Source organism: Cupriavidus basilensis (assembly GCF_029335485.1).
GTDB lineage: Bacteria > Pseudomonadota > Gammaproteobacteria > Burkholderiales > Burkholderiaceae > Cupriavidus > Cupriavidus basilensis_E.
In genome coordinates this window covers 1-16,954 of the sequence record NZ_JARJLM010000521.1, presented here as the reverse complement: position 1 = coordinate 16,954, position 16,954 = coordinate 1, and the positions used below count along the sequence as shown (strand labels likewise).

At 67.0% G+C, this 16,954-nt stretch carries 15 protein-coding genes; 12 read left to right on the top strand and 3 right to left on the bottom strand.

The window, feature by feature from the left end; all coding sequences use genetic code 11:
• On the bottom strand, positions 1–1,689 hold a 1,689-nt coding region (locus P3W85_RS32135), incomplete at its 3' end, for a DUF2138 domain-containing protein (protein WP_276267728.1).
• A 273-nt stretch (positions 1,690–1,962) separates the two neighbouring features.
• On the opposite strand from P3W85_RS32135, the gene P3W85_RS32130 reads away from it, so the two are divergent.
• Both P3W85_RS32130 and P3W85_RS32125 read left to right on the top strand, forming a co-directional pair.
• Positions 1,963–2,901, top strand: coding sequence for an amino acid ABC transporter substrate-binding protein (locus P3W85_RS32130; RefSeq protein ID WP_276267727.1), 939 nt, complete (start codon positions 1,963–1,965; stop codon positions 2,899–2,901).
• A gap of 393 nt (positions 2,902–3,294) precedes the next feature.
• The gene (locus P3W85_RS32125; RefSeq protein ID WP_017227569.1) at positions 3,295–3,594 is read left to right on the top strand and encodes a hypothetical protein; all 300 of its coding nucleotides are present in this window, start codon (positions 3,295–3,297) and stop codon (positions 3,592–3,594) included.
• A gap of 111 nt (positions 3,595–3,705) precedes the next feature.
• Here the strand turns inward: P3W85_RS32125 and P3W85_RS32120 are convergent, their stop codons facing one another.
• Positions 3,706–4,530, bottom strand: a complete 825-nt coding sequence (locus P3W85_RS32120; protein ID WP_276267726.1) for a hypothetical protein — start codon at positions 4,528–4,530, stop codon at positions 3,706–3,708.
• 242 nt (positions 4,531–4,772) lie between these two features.
• Here P3W85_RS32120 and P3W85_RS32115 point away from each other — a divergent pair, with 242 nt between their 5' ends.
• The 8 genes from P3W85_RS32115 to P3W85_RS32080 all read left to right on the top strand — a co-directional run bounded on the left by P3W85_RS32115 (position 4,773) and on the right by P3W85_RS32080 (position 12,996).
• A complete protein-coding gene (locus tag P3W85_RS32115; protein ID WP_276267725.1) occupies positions 4,773–5,330 on the top strand; it encodes an HdeD family acid-resistance protein in 558 nt (185 codons plus the stop codon).
• 462 nt (positions 5,331–5,792) lie between these two features.
• Positions 5,793–7,565: an ArnT family glycosyltransferase gene (locus tag P3W85_RS32110; protein ID WP_276267724.1), complete on the top strand. Its 1,773-nt coding sequence runs from the start codon at positions 5,793–5,795 to the stop codon at positions 7,563–7,565.
• A complete protein-coding gene (locus P3W85_RS32105; RefSeq protein WP_017227573.1) occupies positions 7,562–7,933 on the top strand; it encodes a DMT family transporter in 372 nt (123 codons plus the stop codon). Before P3W85_RS32110 ends, P3W85_RS32105 begins: the two co-directional genes overlap by 4 nt.
• A 34-nt stretch (positions 7,934–7,967) precedes the next feature.
• On the top strand, positions 7,968–9,131 hold the full coding sequence (locus P3W85_RS32100; RefSeq protein WP_017227574.1) for a DegT/DnrJ/EryC1/StrS family aminotransferase: 1,164 nt from the start codon (positions 7,968–7,970) through the stop codon (positions 9,129–9,131).
• Positions 9,110–10,102, top strand: coding sequence for a glycosyltransferase (locus tag P3W85_RS32095; RefSeq protein ID WP_035812576.1), 993 nt, complete (start codon positions 9,110–9,112; stop codon positions 10,100–10,102). Before P3W85_RS32100 ends, P3W85_RS32095 begins: the two co-directional genes overlap by 22 nt.
• A complete protein-coding gene (locus P3W85_RS32090) occupies positions 10,090–11,043 on the top strand; it encodes a formyltransferase (protein ID WP_276267723.1) in 954 nt (317 codons plus the stop codon). Before P3W85_RS32095 ends, P3W85_RS32090 begins: the two co-directional genes overlap by 13 nt.
• Complete coding sequence (locus P3W85_RS32085; protein WP_017227576.1) at positions 11,040–12,092, top strand: bifunctional UDP-4-keto-pentose/UDP-xylose synthase; 1,053 nt, start codon at positions 11,040–11,042, stop codon at positions 12,090–12,092. Before P3W85_RS32090 ends, P3W85_RS32085 begins: the two co-directional genes overlap by 4 nt.
• Before the next feature lie 13 nt (positions 12,093–12,105).
• Positions 12,106–12,996 (top strand): polysaccharide deacetylase family protein, encoded by an 891-nt coding sequence (locus P3W85_RS32080; protein WP_017227577.1) that lies wholly within the window; start codon positions 12,106–12,108, stop codon positions 12,994–12,996.
• Positions 12,997–13,154: 158 nt separating this feature from the next.
• Here P3W85_RS32080 and P3W85_RS32075 read toward each other — a convergent pair whose 3' ends face one another.
• Positions 13,155–15,578, bottom strand: coding sequence for a heavy metal translocating P-type ATPase (locus P3W85_RS32075; protein ID WP_276267722.1), 2,424 nt, complete (start codon positions 15,576–15,578; stop codon positions 13,155–13,157).
• A 259-nt stretch (positions 15,579–15,837) separates the two neighbouring features.
• On the opposite strand from P3W85_RS32075, the gene czcI reads away from it, so the two are divergent.
• Both czcI and P3W85_RS32065 read left to right on the top strand, forming a co-directional pair.
• Positions 15,838–16,224 (top strand): cation efflux protein, CzcI family, encoded by a 387-nt coding sequence (gene czcI / locus P3W85_RS32070; RefSeq protein ID WP_276267721.1) that lies wholly within the window; start codon positions 15,838–15,840, stop codon positions 16,222–16,224.
• Between the two features lie 73 nt (positions 16,225–16,297).
• Positions 16,298–16,954, top strand: a 657-nt coding sequence (locus tag P3W85_RS32065; RefSeq protein WP_276267720.1) for a TolC family protein, incomplete at its 3' end; no start/stop codon positions are given.

Genomic DNA, 16,954 nt, shown 5'->3' with positions numbered 1-16,954 from the left:
GACCCAGCCGCGGCCGGACGGCAAGCTGTCCGGCAACACCAGTGACACCGCCGGGTAGGCGCCGAGCGCTTTCAGCTTGGGAAACAGGTGCGCGCGCGCGGCGTTCAGGAACAAGGCTTCCTGGTCGGCGGGCAGCGCCTTGGTGGCCTCGCGCCGCACCAGCGGCGCCAGCGTCGACGGCGTGAAGCCGAGTACGGTATGCGCCTGCTGGCCGCGCGGCATGGTATCGGCCACCGCGGGAAAGCGCTTGGCCAGCACAGCCAGCGCATCGTCGACCAGTGCCCCGTCGGGCGAGAACACCACGGTGGTGCCGGCCAGCGCCAGCGTCACAGGGAAATACATGCCGGACGACAGCTGCGCCGCGAACGGCGCGCCCTTGGCCTCGCGCGTGCCATAGGGCGAACTCACCGGACGCGACCACAGCGTCGCACCGCCCGCGCCCTGGCGGCTCTGCACCGGCAGGCGGGCATACGTGCCCTTCTCTCCCCCGGCGTTGGGTTCATAAGCGCCAATCACCCGTTCGAACAGGCTGGCCAGCACCGGCCGCAGCGTGGCCGCGGCTTCCGGCGACTTGAGCCGGGCCAGGAACAGGGGCGCGACCAGCGCCGACTTGCTGTACCAGCACACAGCGGCCGGGCCGTCGAAAGCCTGGCCGACCTGGGTGGCCAACTCGTCCTCGCCGTCGCTGACCTTTTGCAGCATCTTGCCGGCGGCCTGCCAGTCGACCGGCAGCGTGGCGCAGGCGGCCGGATCGGCGGGCAAGGCCTGCCAGAGCCCGGCCGTATTCCACTGGCCGGGCAGGCGCGCGCCATCCACCAGCACCGCGCTGCGCCAGGAGGCATCGCCCGTCCCGGCCTTCGGATCGGCGCCGGCAAAATCGAAACGCAGCGCCTCGATACCGGGGAAGAACGCCTGGTAGCCAAACGACAGGTAATTGGCCCCGACCACCACGCGGTGGCCCTTGGGTGCGCCCTTGGCGGGGTCCAGCGCGAACGACTGCAGCGGGGCCTCGCGGGCGGCGGCGTCGCCGGACAGCCAGGCCGCCACCGCCTTGGCGCGCGCGCCGATCGGCTTGCTCTCGGCATCCAGCAGCATGCCGGCTTCGGACAGGACCACCAGCCGGTCGCCCTTGCCTGCCAGCAGCAGGCTGCGGGCCAGACCGATGCGCAAGGCGTAGAGGGGGGTGCCGTCGATCTCGCCGGCGCGGCTCAGCTGCGTGTCGGCAGGCGCAACGGTGCCCAGCGTCTGCAGCACCTTGGCCAGCCCGTTGCGCTCCATCGCCAGCGCCCAGTAGCGCAGCGTGCCGTCGGCGCCGCGCCACAGCATCAGGCGGCCCGGTTCGTCGAAGACGCGCTTGAGCAGTGCTTCGTCCCAGTCGAGGTCGTGCTCGAAGGCGATGCGGCGCAGGGCGCCCGCGGCGGACAGCCGGCCTTCGTTGTCTTCGTAGTAGTTGACGAAATCCTCGGTAAGCACGTCGCGCAACAGCGGCACGCGCAGCATGTCGCGCGGCAGGCTGGAGAGGCTCTCGCTGTCGACCAGTGCGTCCGGGCGGGCAAAGTCAAGCTCGACCTGTCTCGGCTGCCCCTTGTATGCACGTCCGAACGGGTGCCAGACCACCTGCACGGCAACGCCCGCCGCAACTGCCAGCGCGGCCGTACCCAGCGCGATTTTCTTGCGCGACATCTTCATGATTCCCTTCACGATCGTGATCGCTGCAAGTCACAAATGCAGCGAACCCGGTAGCGTACCGTGCACATCGATGCCACTGCAACCCGGCGATGGTGATTTTTTGTGACGCCGGCCAAGGCTCCCGCCGTTGCCCGCAGCCCCCGGCACCTTGGTTGCGGGCGCCGAAAACCTTGCTCCAGGCGGGTCTCCAGGCAGGTATTTGCTTATGACAAGAATGTTCTTTGCGTCGGCAGGGCGGAAAGGTAGCCTTGCCACTTTTGAAGATTTCGCCACATGCTGTTGTTTTCCTCACTCGCCGGCACCGGCGCTTCCCGCGCGCCGCGCCTGCTGGCCAGGCTGGCTTTCGTTGCCGCCGCCGCCCTCACCTTTGCCGCGCCCCAGGCCGCCCGGGCCGATAGCCCGGTACTGGACAAGATCCGCAATACCGGCACCATCGTGCTGGGCTACCGCGAATCGGCCCTGCCCTTTTCCTTCGCCAATGACAAGGGAGAACCAGCGGGCTACGCCGTGGACCTGTGCCTGCGCGCCGCCGAAGCCGCGCGCGCGAAACTGGGCCTGAAGACCATCAAGGTGCGCTGGATGCCGCTCACGCCGCAGAACCGCATTCCCGCCGTGGTCAACGGCCTGGTGGACCTCGACTGCGCGCCGAACACGAATTCGCTGGAGCGCCAAAAGCAGGTTGCATTCAGCGTCTCGCATTACATCTCCACCGTTCGCATGCTGGTGCGCGCGGACTCCGGCATCCGCACCTTCGAGGACCTGCGCGGCAAGAACGTGGTCACCAGCGCGGGTTCCACCGGCGACCGCCATGTGCGCCGCCTGAAGGCCCAGTACGGCTTTCACGATATCTACGCCAAGGATCATGGCGAATCCTTCCTGCTGCTGGAGTCCGGCCGCGCCCAGGCATTCGTGATGGACGACGTGCTGCTGGCCGGACTGCGCGCCCGCGCCAAGGACCCCTCGCAGTTCGTGATCGTGGGACCGGCGCTGTCGGTCGAGCAGAATGCGCTGATGATGTCGAAGGCCGATCCTGAATGGAAGCAACTGGTCGACCAGACCCTGGCCTCGGTATTCGCCGGCCCGCAGGTCGCCGCGCTGCAGAAACACTGGTTCCAGCAGCCGATCGGCGCGCGCAGCATCAACCTTGCGCTGGCACCCAGCGCGGAGGTACGCGAAGCCTGGAAGCACCCTTCGGACGTGGCCGCCGAGTAAATTCCAGCCCCCTGCCGACGCAGCAATGCGTTGCAAGCCCCCGCCGGTCTCAGGACTGCCGGGGGTTTTTTCTTTGCGCCACACCTCGCCAGTCCCGCCCTGTGTGCCCTATGCGCCTGGACGCGGATCGACGCCAGTCAGAAAATGCCTCATGAGACACACTCAACCCATCTCGTCAAGCAAGTCTGAGTGACAAACGCAATAGCGGCTTTCCATAAGCCGTCACAAACCGCGCTCCCGGCAATACAAAGCGTGTTGACATGCAGGCGAAATGTTGGCGACACTGGGACCTAGCGGACCACCCGGTACATCGGCCAAGTTTCGGCAAAGCGGCGTTCCGGGCAGTTTCCGCGTACTCGAACCGCCGCAAGGCGGCATTTTCCAGGAGAAATCATGAACAAGTTCGTCGCGACAGCCATCGCGCTGTGCATTGGCGCCGTTTCCGTGGCTGCCCAGGCGCAATCCACCGGGAAGCAGCAATTCGACCCGTATAGCCAGGGCGCCAAGTCGGGCGAGAAGTTCGACCCGTACACCCAGGGTGCCAAGTCCGGCGACAAGTTCGACCCGTACACCCAGGGCGCGAACAAGAGCACGCGCGCGGATCTGGCCGACGCCTCGGCGCCGGCAGCCAAGAAGTCGCACAAGAAGGCCAAGAAGAGCAAGAAGGCTGCATCGGCCGCAGCCGCGAACTGATCGGCCGGGCGCGCCAGGTTCCGGCGCCAGACAGCAGAAAGCCCGCCATTGGCGGGCTTTCTGCTGTCAAAAGCCGGCTGACACGGCTGACTCGCAAGGCCGCGGCATGCCTCAGGGCGCCGTGGTATCGAGCTCCAGCCCGGTCACATCCACGCGCTGCACCTTGTCCTGCTGGCGGATCTCGGTGCGCAGCACGAACGCCTCGGCCGGGCAGTACCAGTCGGTAACATGCATCACGGTGGGCTCGACCTGCACCACCTCCTCCCCCACCATCAGCGGCCCGAGCGATGTCCGCTTGTCGTAAGTGATCGGCATGCACTCCTTGCGCCCGAGCATGGTATCGATCATCTGGCGTCTGCCCACGTGGCGCGAGCTGACGATGATCGAGGCATAGAGCGCACGCATGCTTCCCACCACCTCGTCCTTGCCAAGCGGATAGATCTGCAGCGAAACACTGGACTCGAAGGCCTCCCCGTCGAGCGTGCTGCCCTCGCGGATATCCATCCCGGCATAGCTGAACACGCCTTGCCCCCGGAACGCCGCTTCGCCATACATGCGCGCATAGCGCCCCTGCGCGTTGATGACCGCATGCTCGCTCTCGATGCTGGCCCTGGCGGTGGTACTGCGGCGCTCGATACTGACCATGTGGACCTGGTCCATGATGACCGGCGGCCCCATCAGCGCCGACAATGCCGATTTCGAGCGCACCTCGAGCTGGGCCCGGCATCCGGTCTCGGCCTTGGTCGTGCGGCGCAGGGTCATGGTGATCGACATCGGCATGTCCCCGTCGCCCTCCATCTGTACCCGCGAGCCTGAACGGAACCACGGTGCATCGCAAAGAACAGCGCCCGGCCGTGCCGACGCGGCATCCGCGGTGTCGGCGTCGGAGCCCGCCACGGCCTGTGCCAGCGCGCCATGGCCGGTCGCGATCAACACAGCGCCCGCGACCGATAGGGCACCGACGAATTGCGCCTTTGTCCTCACATGATTCCTGTCTAGAATGATTTTATGCCTGCGCTTGCCCCAATGAAGCGCCGCGGCAGCGCCGTGCGCAGGGCCGGCCGCGTGCCATTGTCCAGGCTGGCTAGAAATTAGCGCGTTTTAGCCCGCTTGTCTCGCGGTCTTTGCCGGTCTTCGTCGCTACCGGCGGGCTGCCGGCCCCGTTCAAGGGAGTTCGTATGCTCCAGTATTACGCCAAGCTCTGGTGGGTCGTGGCATTGCGCGGCGTCTTCGCCATCATGTTTGGGATTTGCGCCTTTTTCGCGCCCATTGCCACGCTGGCGGCGCTGGTGCTGGTATTCGGCACGTTTGCGGCCGCCGACGGCATTGCCGCGCTGCTGATGGCGATCTCGGGCCGCCAGCGGGAAACCGGCGATCGCGGCATCCTCGCGCTGCAGGGCCTGCTTGGCCTCGGCGTGGGCCTGCTGACCTGGTTCAGCCCGGTGGTCACGGCCTTTTCGCTGCTCTTGTATATCGCCGCCTGGACGCTGGCTACGGGCGTGCTGCAGATCGTAGCGGCGATCCGCTTGCGCAAGGATATTCCCAATGAATGGTGGCTGGTGCTGGCAGGCCTGGTCAGCATCGCATTCGCGTTCCTGCTGCTGTGGCAGCCGCTGGCTGGCGCCCTGGCGCTGCTATGGCTGATCGGGACCTGGGCCCTGGTATGCGGCATTTTGCTGGTTGGCGTGGCGCTGCGGCTGCGCAGCGCCAGAAATACGCCTATTACATCACTTTAGAGCAAAGCATCACTGCGCCATGCCGGGCCGTCTTCATGCCGGCCCCCTGTGGCTGACGGGCGGCCCCGGCTGTCGTGCTAACATTGCGCGCCGCGCCACATGGCAATCGAGGTTGCGTGTGCGCGGAAAGACAGATAAGTGGCCGGCCAATGCCATCGCTTTCACTTTGCGTCTACTGTTATGTCTGCCAAAGCAGTGGCTGCTGCGTTGTGGTGTTTTCCCTGAATCCAGGCATCCCGCAAGGCGCCCGGCGATTGGCCCGGCGTACTGCATCACCCGGGGGCTCGTTGGCCCGCGGGCAGGAAACAGGGCAAGCCAGCTGGTCCGAGTGCGCCGGGTGCGCAGCTTGCGACAGGCCGCGGATGCCATCCGCGATGGCGGCAAGCGCAGCGCCGGCAGGTCCGACCATCGCCCGTCACGTGCGCAAGCCTGACGGTTACCCGATCAGTTTCCAGGAGATGTATGCGTAGTTCGATGACCTCGCGAGATACCTCGCCGAACACCGCGCAAGGTGTTTCGCAATCCGCCGGCCTGCCTGTAGTCGCGATTGCGCTGGTCAGCCTGTTTATCCTCCTGGTCTGGTTCGGTACGCTCGAAGCACGGCATCTGCTGCGTTCGGACGAAGGCCGTTATGCCGAGATCGCCCGCGAAATGTTCGCCACCGGCGACTGGGTGACGATCCGCTACAACGGGCTGAAATATTTCGAGAAGCCGCCGTTCCATATGTGGGTGACCGCGCTTTCCTACACCCTGTTTGGCGTGGGCGACTGGCAGGCCCGGCTGTGCGTGGCGCTGTCCGGCATGATCGGCCTGCTGGCCTCGATGCTGGCGGCAAAGCGCTGGTATGGCATCCGCGCCAGCCTGCTGACCGGCCTGGTGCTGGTGGCGGCGCCGATGTGGAGCGTTGCCTCGCACTTCAACTCGCTCGACATGACCCTGTCGGGGGCCATGGCCTGCGTGCTGGCGTTCATGCTGCTGGCACAGCACCCGTCCGCCACCCCGGCATCCCGCCGCAACTGGATGTGGGCCTGCTGGGTGGCAATGGGCGTCGCGATCCTGACCAAGGGCCTGGTGGGCATCGCCCTGCCCGGACTGGTACTGGTGATCTACACCCTGGTCTCGCGCGATTTCGGCCTGTGGCGCCGCCTGCACCTGGTCACCGGCATCGTGCTGATGCTGATCGTCACGGTGCCCTGGTTCTGGCTGGTGTCGGAGCGCAATCCCGAATTCCTCAACTTCTTCTTTATCCACGAGCACTGGCAGCGCTATACCTCGACGGTCCACTCGCGCAAGGGCCCGCTCTGGTACTTCGTGCCGCTGCTGGTGGCGGGCTTCATCCCCTGGCTGGGCCTGATGCCACGCATGTGGCAGGTGATGCGCGGCGGTGCCGCCGCAGCGCGCGCGGCCACCGTCAAGCCCTTCCAGCCGGCGCTGCTGGCGGGCATCTGGGCCATCGCCATCTTTGTGTTCTTCAGCCTGTCCGGCTCCAAGCTGCCTGGCTATATCGTGCCGATCTTCCCGGCGCTGGCCATCCTGGCGGCGGTTGCACTCGAAAAGATCGACGAGCGCGCCTGGAAGCGCCAGCTCAACGGCATGCTGGTGGTGGCGGCGATCGGCCTGCTGGCGAGCCCCGTGGTGGCCACGCTGAACTCCGACAATACGCCCAACGACCTGTACCGCCTGTTCGCGGTCTGGGTGGGCACGGCCTTCGTGCTGATGCTCGGCGGCATCTTCCTCGCGCGCAAGCTGCTGGCCAGCAAAGGCGTGATGGTCAGCATCACGGCCTATTCGCTCGCCATGTTCACCAGCTTCACCGTGGCGCTGCTGGGCCATGAGGTGATGGGCCGGCCGACCTCGGGGGTCGACATGGCGCCGGCCATCAAGGCGGTTCTCACGGACGACATGCCGATCTACGGCGTGCGCATGCTGGACCACACCCTGCCGTACTACCTGCGCCGCACCACCATCATGGTGGAATGGCCGGACGAGCTGGAATTCGGCACCAAGCAGGAGCCGCAGAAATGGATCCCTACGCTGGATGCCTTTATTGCAAAATGGCAGGATGGCCAGCACGCGGTAGGTATCATGTCGGCCGCCACCTACAAGCTGCTTGAAGAGCGCAAGGTGCCGATGTACAAGATCGGACAGGACAAGCGCCGCGTGGCGGTGACCAATTTCCCGCTTCCCGGCCAGGCGCCGGCAGCACCCCAGCAAGAACCGAACCGCGCGCCATGACGCTTTCCACCTTCGCCTTTATTTTTACGGGCGTGCTGCTCAATGCGTGCGCCCAGTTGCTGCTCAAGGCGGGCACCAACGCCGTCGGCGCCATCACCATCGACCGCGCGACGCTGTTCACCACCGCCCTGCGCGTGCTCACGCAATGGCCGGTGCTGGCCGGGCTGACCCTGTACGTGGTCAGCGTCGGCGTGTGGATCGTCGGGTTGTCGCGGGTCGATGTCTCGATCGCCTACCCGATGCTGTCGCTGGGCTACGTGGTCAATGCGCTGGCAGCCTGGTGGCTGTTCGGCGAAATGATCGGCCCGATGCGCGTGGCCGGCATGCTGCTGATCCTCGCCGGCGTGTTCCTTGTTGCCCGTTCCTGATCAACGTCACACACGTACCAAGAGCCTGACCGCCATGACCGCTTCCGCCGCGCAAGCCTTCCTGCCCTTCGTCAAGCCGAATATCGACGCCGATGCCATCGCCGAGGTCGGCAAGGTGCTGGCCTCGGGCTGGATCACCTCCGGCCCCAGGATGCACGCCTTCGAGGCCGCCCTGTCCGAGCTGTTCGGCGGACGCCCGGTGCGCACCTTCGCCAATGGCTCGGCCACCATGGAAATCGCGCTGCGCGTGGCCAATATCGGCCCCGGCGATGAGGTCATCACCACCCCGATCACCTGGGTGGCCACCGCCAATGTGGTCGTCACCGTGGGCGCCAGGCCGGTCTTCGTGGACATCGACCCGCGTACGCGCAATATCGACCTCGATGCGGTGGAGGCCGCCATCACGCCGCGTACCCGCGCCATCATGCCGGTCTACCTGTCGGGCCTGCCGGTGGACATGGACCGGCTCTACGCCATTGCCCGCAAGCATGATCTGCGCGTGATCGAAGACGCCGCCCAGGCCATCGACTCGCGCTGGCGCGGCCAGCGCATCGGCGCCTTCGGCGACCTGGTCAGCTTCAGCTTCCAGGCCAACAAGAACATCACCAGCGTCGAAGGCGGCTGCCTGGTGATGAACTCGCCAGAAGAGGCCGAGCGCGCCGAACGCCTGCGCCTGCAAGGCGTGATCCGCACTGGCATGGACGGCATGGACGTGGAAGAGCCCGGCGGCAAATTCAACCTGACCGATGTCAACGCCGCCATCGGCCTGTCGCAGCTCGCGCACCTGGATGCCATCACGGCACGCCGCGCCGAGCTGGCGGAGAACTATTTCCGCTGCGCCGCCGACAGCGGCCTGGCCGAACTCGGCATCGAGCTGCCGCTGCCGCGCGACGGCGAACTCGCCACCACCAACTGGCATATGTTCCAGGTGGTGCTGCCGGCCGAGCGCATCGAAGGCGGGCGCAACGCCGTGATGGAAGCCATGCGCGAGCAAGGCATCGGTACCGGCGTGCACTACCCCGCCCTGCACCTGTTTTCCTATTACCGCTCCCTGGGCTGGCGCGAAGGCATGCTGCCGCATGCCGAACGCATTGGCCGGGGCATCGTCACGCTGCCGATGTTCCCTGCCATGCAAGCCGCCGATGTGGAGCGGGTATGCGCAACTCTCAGCGAAACATGCAAACGCCTCTTCAAATGAGCCCTGTCGAAGTCTCGGTCGTCATTCCCGTCTACAACGAGGAAGACGGTCTCCAAGCCCTGTTCGACCGGCTTTACCCGGCCATGGACGGACTCGGCTGCAGCTACGAGGTCATCTTCGTCAACGACGGCAGCCGCGACCGTTCGCCGCAGATCCTGGCCAGCCAGTACCACAAGCGCCCGGACGTCACGCGCGTGGTGCTGTTCAACGGCAACTTTGGCCAGCACATGGCCATCCTGGCCGGCTTCGAGCAGACCCGCGGCAAGATCGTGGTCACCCTGGACGCCGACCTGCAGAACCCGCCGGAAGAAATCCCGCGGCTGGTGGCGACCATGCGCGAGGGCCATGACTACGTCGGCACCATCCGCCGCGAGCGCAACGATACCGCTTTCCGGCGCATTGCCTCGCGCGCCATGAACCGGCTGCGCGAACGCATCACACGCATCAAGATGACCGACCAGGGCTGCATGCTGCGCGCCTACGACCGCAATGTCGTCGACACCATCAACGCCTGCCGCGAGGTCAACACCTTCATCCCCGCGCTGGCTTACACCTTCTCCGCCAACCCGGTGGAGATCGTGGTGGAACACGAAGAGCGCCATGCCGGCGAATCCAAGTACTCGCTGTTCCAGCTGATCCGGCTGAACTTCGACCTGGTCACCGGCTTTTCGATCGTCCCGCTGCAATGGTTCTCGGCCATCGGCACCCTGCTCTCGCTGGCCTCCGCCGGCCTGGTGGTAGTGCTGCTGGCACGCCGCTTCCTGTTCGGCGCGGAAGTGCAGGGTGTGTTCACCCTGCTCGCCTTCAACTTCTTCCTGGTGGGCATCATGCTGTTCGGCATCGGCCTGCTCGGCGAATACATCGGCCGCATCTACCAGGAAGTGCGCAACCGTCCGCGCTATCGCATCCAGGCCGTGCTCGAAGGCACGCCGGAACAGCAAAAGACCACGGAGTCCTCGTGCGCGCGGTAGTCTTCGCCTATCACAACGTGGGCGACCGCTGCCTGCGCACGCTGCTCGCGCGTGGCGTGGAGGTGGCGCTGGTCATCACGCATCGCGACCGTCCGGACGAAAACATCTGGTTCCGCCGCGTCGCCGATACCGCCGCCGAGCTCGGCCTGCCCGTCATGTACGGCGAGGACCCGGCGGACCCGGCGCTGGCCGCCGCGGTGGCCGCCGCGCGTCCGGACGCGATCTTCTCCTTCTACTACCGCGCGATGATTCCCGCGGCAGTGCTGGGCCTGGCCCCGCAGGGCGCCTTCAATATGCACGGCTCGCTGCTGCCCAAGTACCGCGGCCGCGTGCCGGTGAACTGGGCGGTACTGCACGGCGAAAGCGAAACCGGCGCCACCCTGCACGCCATGGAAGCCAAGCCGGATGCCGGCTATATCGTCGACCAGACCCCGGTGCCCATCCTGCCGGACGACACCGCCGGCGAGGTGTTCGAGAAAGTCACCGTGGCCGCCGAGCAAACGTTGTGGCGCGCCCTGCCCGCCATGATGGCCGGCCAGATCGCGCAACTGCCCAACCGGCTGGCCGAAGGCAGCTACTTCTCCGGGCGCAAGCCCGAGGATGGCCGCATCGACTGGCAACAGCCCGCCGCACAGGTCTATAACCTGATCCGCGCGGTGGCGCCGCCCTACCCCGGCGCCTTCACCGAGGTCGGCGGACGCCGCTTTGTGGTGGCCCGGGCGCGCCGCCCGCATGCCGGCATGCCGGCAGCCCTGTCCCAACCCGCCAGCGCCGCCCTTCCGGGCCTGCACGTGATCGACGGGCAGATCGTCGGCGTATGCGGCGATGGCGGCGTGATCCTTGTACGCGAACTGCTGGACGACAGCGCGGCCGCCGCGCCCGTCCCGGCAGGCGCGCTTTCCGTATTTCTTACCGCATTGTCCAAAGAGGAAAACCGATGAAAAAGGTCCTGATTCTTGGCGTCAACGGCTTCATCGGCCACCACCTGACGCGCCGCATTCTCGAAACCACGCCGTGGGAAGTCTACGGCATGGACATGTCCAGCGATCGCCTCGGCGACCTGGTCGACCACCCGCGCATGCACTTCTTCGAAGGTGACATCACCATCAACAAGGAGTGGATCGAGTACAACATCCGCAAATGCGACGTGGTGCTGCCGCTGGTGGCCATCGCCACCCCCGCCACCTACGTGCGCCAGCCGCTGCGCGTGTTCGAACTGGATTTCGAGGCCAACCTGCCGATCGTGCGCGCCGCCGTGAAGTACGGCAAGCACCTGGTGTTCCCGTCCACCTCCGAGGTGTACGGCATGTGCCACGACGAGGAATTCGACCCGGAAACCTCCGAGCTGATCTGCGGCCCGATCAACAAGCCGCGCTGGATCTACGCCTGCTCCAAGCAGCTGATGGACCGCGTGATCCACGCCTACGGCATGGAGCAGGGCCTGAACTACACGCTGTTCCGTCCCTTCAACTGGATCGGCGCCGGCCTGGATTCGATCTTCGAATCGAAGGAAGGCTCGTCGCGCGTGGTGACCCAGTTCCTGGGCCATATCGTGCGCGGCGAACCGATCAAGCTGGTCGACGGCGGCGCGCAGAAGCGTGCCTTTGCCGACGTCACCGACGGCATCAGCGCCCTGATGCGCATCATCGAGAACCCGAACGGCGTCGCCTCCGGCAAGATCTACAACATCGGCAACCCGCGCAACATCCACTCCGTGCGTGAACTGGCCGAGATGATGCTGAAGATGGCGGGCGACTACCCCGAGTACGCCGAAGAAGCCAAGAAGACCCAGATCGTGGAAACCTCTTCCGGCGACTTCTACGGCAAGGGCTACCAGGACGTGCAGAACCGCGTGCCCAAGATCGACAACACCGTGGAAGAGCTGGGCTGGAAGCCCGAGGTCAGCATGGAAGACGCGCTGCGCGCCATCTTCGAGGCTTACCGCGGCAAGGTGATCGAGGCGCGCACCCTGGTCGATTCGGCCAACTGAGCGCACGCAGCCGATGGCCCGTATCGCCCTCAAGGTAGACGTCGACACGCTGCGCGGCACCCGCGAAGGCGTGCCGGCGCTGCTCTCCATGCTGGCCCGCGTGCGGGCCGAGGCCACTTTTCTCTTCAGCCTTGGCCCCGACCACACCGGCTGGGCGCTGCGGCGCGTGTTCCGGCCCGGCTTCCTGAAGAAGGTCTCGCGCACCTCGGTGGTGTCGAACTATGGACTGCGCACGCTGATGTACGGCGTGCTGCTGCCCGGTCCCGACATCGGCCGCAAGGGCGCTGCCGAGATGCGCGCGGCGCGCGCGGCCGGCCACGAATGCGGCATCCATACCTGGGACCATGTCTACTGGCAGGACAACGTGCGCGAGCGCGATGCCGCCTGGACCCGGCGCCAGATGCAGAGCGCGTTCGACCGCTATGTCGAGATCTTCGGCGAAGCCCCGCCCACCCATGGCGCGGCCGGCTGGCAGATGAACGACGAGGCCTTCCGCCAGATCGACGACTGGGGCATGGCCTATGCGTCCGACGGCCGCGGCACCGGCCCGTACCTGCCCACCGTCGGCGGCGTGGCATGCCGCCACGTGCAGATGCCGACCACGCTGCCGACGCTGGACGAACTGATCGGCGTCGACAACCTGACCGAAGACAACGTCCACCAGGCCGTGCTGCGCCTGAGCGAAGACGGACGCGATCACGTTTTCACCCTGCACACCGAACTCGAGGGCGGCAAGCTGGCGCCGGTGTTCAACCGCCTGCTGGATGGCTGGCGCGCGCAGGGGCATGAACTGGTGTCGATGGCAACGCTCTACCGCCATCTCGATCACAGCGCCCTGCCGCAGCTGCCGGTGACATGGGGCGCGATCGAGGGAAGAAGCGGCGAGCTGATCTTGCAGCCGTAAGCCGCTGGCCGGGGCGGGCTGGCTCATCGCCGGTGCGCCGGTGGAAACACAAGGATCATCAACGCATCGTCAACCGCCGGCAGGCGGCCCTTGACGATGCGTTCACGCGCGCGCAGCGCGTGCCTCAGCCATGCGCCGGACAGTGCCCCCGACCAGGTTCAGCCACGGTGCTTCCCCGCCAGCCGCAGGCCATTGAACACCACCAGCAGGCTCGCCCCCATGTCGGCGAACACCGCCATCCACATGGTGCCCAGGCCCATCACCGTGAGCGCCAGGAAGATCGCCTTGATACCGAGCGCCAGGGCGATGTTCTGCTTCAGGATCGCCGAAGTTTGCCGCGACAGCCGGATAAAGGCCGGAATCTTGCGCAGGTCGTCGTCCATCAGCGCCACGTCGGCGGTCTCGATGGCGGTGTCGGTGCCGGCCGCGCCCATGGCAAAGCCGATATCGGCGCGCGCCAGCGCGGGCGCGTCATTGACGCCGTCACCCACCATGCCCACCACCACGCGCTTGCCGCCGGCACCCTGGGCACTTCCAGCACCCTCGGCGCCCTTCACGCTCAGCGCCGCGATGGCATCCGCCTTGTCCTGCGGAAGCTGGTTGCCGCGCGCCTCGTCGATCTGTACCTGGGCGGCGATGGCCTGGGCCGTGTGCGGGTTATCGCCCGACAGCATCAGTGTCCTGACGCCCAGCGCGTGCAGCTCGGCAATGGCCTGGCGGCTGCTGTCCTTGACCGTATCGGCCACGCCGAACAGCGCCTCGACGCCATGGTCGGCGCCCAGCAGCACGACCGTCTTGCCCTGCCGCTCCAGCGCCTCCAGCGTGGCCTCCAGTTCCGGCGAGCACAGCCCGCGGTCGTGGATCAGGCGATGATTGCCCAGGTAGTAGGCGCGGCCGTTCACGCTGCCGCTGACGCCGTAACCCGGCAGCGCTGCGAAATCCCGCACTTCCAGCGTCGCGATGCCGTCGGCGCGCGCGGCGTTTGCCACCGCCATGGAAACCGGATGGTCGGAGCGGGCCGCGAGGCTGGCCGCGATGACGCGCGCCATGTCGCTGGCCGCCGCGCCGGCCGCCGCGGTCTCGCCCAGCGGCTGGAAATCGGTCTGGGCCGGCTTGCCGTGCGTGATGGTGCCGGTCTTGTCCAGGGCCAGCCACTTGAGGTCCTTGCCCTGCTCCAGGTAGACCCCGCCCTTGACCAGGATGCCGCGCCGCGCTGCCGCGGCCAGCCCGCTGACGATGGTCACCGGCGTGGAGATCACCAGCGCGCACGGGCAGGCAATCACCAGCAGCACCAGCGCCTTGTAGATCCAGGCGCTCCAGTCGCCATCCACCGCCAGCGGCGGCACCACCGCCACCAGCACCGCGCCCAGGAAGACCAGCGGCGTATACACGCGGGCGAAGCGGTCGACAAAGCGCTGGGTGGGTGCGCGGCTGCCCTGTGCCGCCTCCACCGCGTGGATGATGCGCGCCAGCGTGGAGCCGCTGGCCGGCGCGGTCACTTCGTATTCCAGCTCGCCGGCCTGGTTGATGGTGCCGGCGAACAGCGCGTCGCCGATGGTCTTGTCCACCGGCACGCTCTCGCCGGTGATGGGGGCCTGGTCCAGCGTGGACCGGCCGCGCAGCACCCTGCCGTCGAGCGCCACGCGCTCGCCCGGGCGCAGGCGCGCCAGCGCGCCGATGGGCACGGCGCGCGCATCCACCGGCAGCCAGCTGCCGTCCGGCTGGCGCACCGTGGCTTGCTCCGGCGCCATCGCCATCAGGCCGCGCACGGCATTGCGCGCCCGGTCCAGCGAGGCCGCCTCGATGCGCTCGGCCAGCGCGAACAGCACCATCACCATGGCCGCTTCCGGCCATTGCCGGATCAGCATGGCGCCGGTGACGGCAATGCTCATCAGGGCATTGATATTCAGGTTACCGTTGGACAATGCGATCCAGCCCTTCTTGTAGACACCGAGGCCGGCCAGGGCCACCGCGGCCAGCGCCAGCAGGGGCGCGAGCCATTCCTGGCCGGGCACCCGCAGCCATTCCACCACTTCGGCACCCAGCGCCGCCGCGCCGGCCAGCGCCAGCGGCCACCACGGCCTGGCGGCCTGGGGAGGCAGCGCTGCCGCCTGCTCGGACAAGGGCTCGGCCTTCATGCCCAGGCTTTCGATCGCGCGCACGACCGGCTCCAGGGAATCCAGCGTGTGATGCACGGTCAGCACCCGCTGCATCAGGTTGAACTGCAGCGCGGCCACGCCTGCCATACTGCCAACCTTGTTGCGGATCAGGGTCTCTTCGGTGGGGCAGTCCATCGCGTCGATGCGATAGCTGGCCGAGGCAGCCCCGGCCGGCACCGGGGTGGCCATCGCGGGCGCTGCGCCGGCGGCGCCGCAGGCGCTGCCGCAGCAGGCGGGCACTGCGACATGGCCGTGCTCGTGCCTGTGGCCGTGCTTCTCGTCATGCTTGTGGCCGTGGTCGTGCTTGTGGCCATGATCATGGTCGTGGTCGTGGTCGTGCGCATGGTTGCGATCGTGCGTATGCCCATGGTCACCACCCTTCTGGTCACGGAGCGAGGCTTGGTCTGGCGTTGCGCTAGGCATGGCGGATTTCCCTGCTTGTTGTTTCTTACCCGCCATTAAAGACCCTGGAGCGGCTACAGGGTCAAGCGTGTCGTGCACCTCGATAAAAATATCCCATGCAGCATTTCATGGAACCAGGAGAGCCGCTTTGTACTCATACCGACGGTTCCGGCGCGTCGCAAGGGCACACACCTGACCCGCCGCCTGTTCCCGACGCCGGTTGAACCACAGTGGCCACAGTGCCGCAGGGGTCAAGCCATCTGCCTATATAATCCGCCGCATGCGCCGTTTCCTGATCCTGCTGTTCGCCATCCTGCTGCCGCTCCAGTTCGCCTGGGCCGGTGCGGCTGCGTATTGCAATCACGAGAGCCGGCAGCAGGAAGGCGGCGCGGGCACGGCCCGCACCGGCTGGCATTTCGGCCATCACAGCCACGCCCACCATGGCGAGGCGCACCAGCAGACCGGCACGGATGGCAAGGGCGGCACCAAGCTGCCCGACCTGGACTGCGCGGTCTGCCACTTCGCCGGTGCCCAGCTGGTATTGCCGGACGTCGCCTCGACCACCGCGCACCTGGGCGTGACGATCAGCTACCGGCCGCTCGCCATGGCCTATCTCTCGGCGCCCGGCGCCACCCCGGACCGCCCGCAATGGTCTCTCGCCGCCTGAACGGCGAGACGACTCCTTAACCTCCAGACTCTCGTCTCGCCGAACTTCCCTGGCTTTTTTCCGGTGAAATTCGATGAGAACACTTGTGATGCCGCTCGGGCTGGCGGCAGCTTTGCTCAGCCCTGCCGCGTTCGCCCAGAACGCGGCGACTTCCCCCATCCCCGCCGCGCAAGCCGTGGCGCCAACGCCTGAGCCGATCGCCGAGCCAACCGGCACGCTGACCCTGGACGCCGCGCTCGCCCTGGCGGCCGCACGCAATTTCACGCTCTCCGCGGCCGGCCATGAGCTCGATGCCGCCGAGGGCGGCATCATGCAGGCAGGCGTGCTGCCCAACCCGGAAGTGGCCGTGCAGTTCGAGGACAACCGCCGCGATACCCGCACCACCACCGCGCAGCTCAACCTGCCGATCGAACTCGGCGGCAAGCGGTCCGCGCGGATCGGCGCCGCGCAGAAGGCGCGCGAACTGGCGCAATCCCAGCTCGGCGCCACGCGCACCGACCTGCGCGCGGCAGTGGTCGGCGGCTTCTTTGGCGTGGTGATTGCGCAGGAACGCGTCAAGCTGGCACGCGGCTCGGCCGGGATTGCCGCCAAAGGCGCACAGGCGGCCGCGCGCCGCGTCGCCGCCGGCAAGATCGCGCCGCTCGAAGAGAGCAAGGCGCGCGTCGAACAGGCCAATGCCGAGCTCGAGGTGGCGGATGCCGAAGCCGCGCTGGCCGCGGCGCGCCAGTCC